This is a genomic window from Microbacterium sp., from assembly GCF_011620715.1.
Lineage (GTDB): Bacteria > Actinomycetota > Actinomycetes > Actinomycetales > Microbacteriaceae > Microbacterium.
The window spans coordinates 1-2,922 of sequence record NZ_WOYP01000048.1 but is presented as its reverse complement, the minus strand read 5'-3'; the positions used below and the strand labels follow the sequence as shown (position 1 = coordinate 2,922).

The window sequence follows — 2,922 nt, the reverse complement described above, 5'->3', positions numbered from 1 at the left end:
GCGTGGGCGCTGCTGCTCACTTCGTTGCCGCCCGCACTGTTCGCGTGGGCGCTGCTGCTCACTTCGTTGCCGCCCGCACTGTTCGCGTGGGCGCTGCGGCTCGCCACGCTGTTCGCGCTGGGGTTGCCGGCAGCGTCCCCGTTCGCGTTTCCTGCACCATTCCCGTTCGCGTTTCCTGCACCATTCCCGTTCGCGCTGCCGTTCGCGTTTCCTGCACCGTCCCCGTTCGCGCTGCCGTTCGCGTTTCCTGCACCATTCCCGTTCGCGTTTCCTGCACCGTCGGCGGTTGGGTTGGGGTTGCCGCCGTGCTCCGCGTTGCCGTCGCCGACCTCGGAGGCTTCTTCGGCGGGCGCAGCGGGCTCTACCGGCCCCTGCACCGGCGCGGCCTCGACGAGCAGCAGCGGGGTCAGGTCGAGGTCGGCGGGGGATACCGCCACCGATCGGCTCGGCGGCACGTGCTGCGCGGCGGCGATGAGCATCTGCGTGGGAGCAACCACCATGGTGGCCACGAGCGCACAGGCGGCGACCTTGCCGACGACCGAGAGAGCCGCAGCTCCGCCCGCGGCACCGCCGCCCACCGATGCGAGCACCATCGCCGGCGGGGCGACGGCGGACGCCGACGCGACGGCGGAACCGCCGCCGAACTTCGCGGCGAAGGCGGCGAAGCCTCCTGTGGTCAGAACGACGGGCAGCAGAATGAGTGCCAGGCGACCCGGTGTCAGCAGCTCGGACAGCTCTCCGACGACCGACGTGCAGTGCGCGCAGCCGGTCACGTGATGTTCGACCCGAAGGCGGTCACGGCGCGAGAGCCCCTGCCGCGAATACGCACCCAGCAGCGGAATGGTCGCCTCGCACCCGCGATCGAGATCGGATCGGACGCTGACGTGCTGCTGCAACCAGGCCGTCCGCAGTGCATCGCGCGCGCGGAAGGACAGAGCCGAGACCGCGTTCGCGTTCATCCCGAGCAGAGTCGCGGTGTGCTCGCGGGTGAAGCCCTCGACCTCGGTGCACCAGAGCACCTCCTGCCAACGTGTCGGCAGCGAGAGGAATGCCCGCGTCGTCGCCGACCCGTCGAAGCTGCGCAGCGACGCGATGTCGGCACCGCGGTCGCCGACGACGTCTTCGATCGCATCGCCCGCAGGCGCCGCGCGCCGCGCGCGAACCATCGAGATGTACGTGTTGCGCACCGCCGAGCGAATGTAGTATCGGACGTCCTGTTCTGGCCCATGTCCGGCCTTGATGGCCGCGTAGACCTTCAGGAACGCCTCGGAGACCACGTCTTCGGCGTCTGAGCTCGTCAGCGTCTTGGCGTATTTGAGCGCGCTGAGGTAGTGCCGCGCGTACAGCGCGGCATACGCACGCCGGGATCCTTCTCGGGTCGCGCGAACCAGTTCGGCGTCGCTGAATTCCCCAGAATCGGTGCGAACATGCGACGATCCCACATCGTCAGCCATGGATCATGCCTATCACGCGCGGCATCGCAACGGAAACCAGGGTACCCAAACGCAACGGAACAGAGAAAGGGCCGACGCTGACCTCTGGGGATGAAACCAAGCAGCGACGGCCCAGGCGCTGTTGGGGCAGCACCGTGAAGCATTCAGTTCTCTACCTCACACCCCTAGGACGCGGCATCCAGGAATCCATTACGCGGTTCCGCGAGAAATACTTCACGCTGCGCGCTGCATGCGGACATGCGCGAACCACCCCCGACATCGACCCTGCGTGAGAAGGGCCGGATCCCTCTGGAGTCCGGCCCTTCTCTCCCGCCCTCTAGACGGATGCCGATGCGTCACGCTTGGGCAGCACCCAGCCGGGTCGCACGAAGTGGCACGTGTAGCCGTGCGGAATGCGCACGAGGTAGTCCTGGTGCTCCGGCTCGGCCTCCCAGAACGGACCCGCCGGCTCGATCGTCGTGACGGCCTTCTTGGGCCACAGACCTGAGGCGTCGACGTCGGCGATCGTGTCGCGGGCGACGTGCTCCTGCTCGGGCGTGAGCGGGAAGATCGCCGAGCGGTAGCTCGTGCCGATGTCGTTGCCCTGACGGTTCAGCGTCGACGGGTCGTGGATCTGGAAGAAGAACGCGAGGATGTCGCGGTACGTCGTCTTCGTGGGATCGAAGACGATCTCCACCGCCTCGGCGTGGCCGGGGTGCTTGCGGTAGGTGGCGTGGTCGTTGCTGCCGCCGGTGTAGCCGACCCGCGTGTCGAGCACGCCGGGCTGGCGGCGGATGAGGTCCTCGACACCCCAGAAGCAGCCGCCCGCGAGGACGGCGGTCTCGGTTCCGGGGGTGCGGGTGATCTCGCCCGTGTCGAAAGGTCCGCTGGTCATGATGCGTTCTCCTGGTTCTGAATGGCGCTCTCGATCGTGGTGTCCTCGAAGAGGCTCCGGTACTCGCCGTATCCCTGGTGCTCGAGCTCGGCGACGGGGATGAAACGGAGTGCCGCCGAGTTCATGCAGTATCTCAGCCCGCCGGCATCCCGTGGGCCGTCGTCGAAGACGTGACCCAGGTGGCTGTCGGCGCCCGATGAGCGCACCTCGGTGCGCCTCATCCAGAGATGCCCGTCGAGCTTCTCGGTGACGGCATCCGCGGCGAGCGGTTTGGTGAAGCTCGGCCATCCGGTGCCGCTGTCGTACTTGTCGGTGGACGAGAAGAGCGGCTGGCCCGAGACGACATCGACGTAGATGCCCGCCTCGTGGTTGTTCCAGTACTCATTGTGGAACGCCGGCTCGGTGCCGTCGTCCTGCGTGACCCGATACTGGGCGGGAGTCAGGCGACTGAGTGCGTCGGCAGTCGCGCGGTAGTCCTGTGACATGTGATTTCCTCCGGTCGTGACGCGGCTGGCTGCAGCGTCATAGAAGAGAACGGATGCCGCACTGGTTTTGGTCCCGCGAAGCTGGGAGCGAGCCGTGAGTTCTGCGGGC

General features: G+C 67.5%; 3 protein-coding genes. All 3 read right to left on the bottom strand.

Annotated features, from left to right (window positions below):
• Nucleotides 1–1,454: sigma-70 family RNA polymerase sigma factor (locus QZV84_RS04740; protein ID WP_292826091.1), on the bottom strand; the 1,454-nt coding region annotated here is incomplete at its 3' end.
• Nucleotides 1,455–1,770: 316 nt separating this feature from the next.
• The gene (msrA, locus tag QZV84_RS04735) at nt 1,771–2,328 is read right to left on the bottom strand and encodes a peptide-methionine (S)-S-oxide reductase MsrA (protein ID WP_292826088.1); all 558 of its coding nucleotides are present in this window, start codon (nt 2,326–2,328) and stop codon (nt 1,771–1,773) included.
• The gene (gene msrB, locus QZV84_RS04730) at nt 2,325–2,813 is read right to left on the bottom strand and encodes a peptide-methionine (R)-S-oxide reductase MsrB (protein ID WP_292826133.1); all 489 of its coding nucleotides are present in this window, start codon (nt 2,811–2,813) and stop codon (nt 2,325–2,327) included. The genes msrA and msrB overlap by 4 nt, the downstream gene beginning before the upstream one ends.
• Nucleotides 2,814–2,922: the final 109 nt, after the last annotated feature.

What these genes read in the sequence shown, in the direction of transcription:
- msrA (WP_292826088.1), bottom strand. Translation starts at nt 2,328, where the DNA reads ATGACCAGCGGACCTTTCGACACGGGCGAGATCACCCGCACCCCCGGA.
- msrB (WP_292826133.1), bottom strand. Translation starts at nt 2,813, where the DNA reads ATGTCACAGGACTACCGCGCGACTGCCGACGCACTCAGTCGCCTGACT.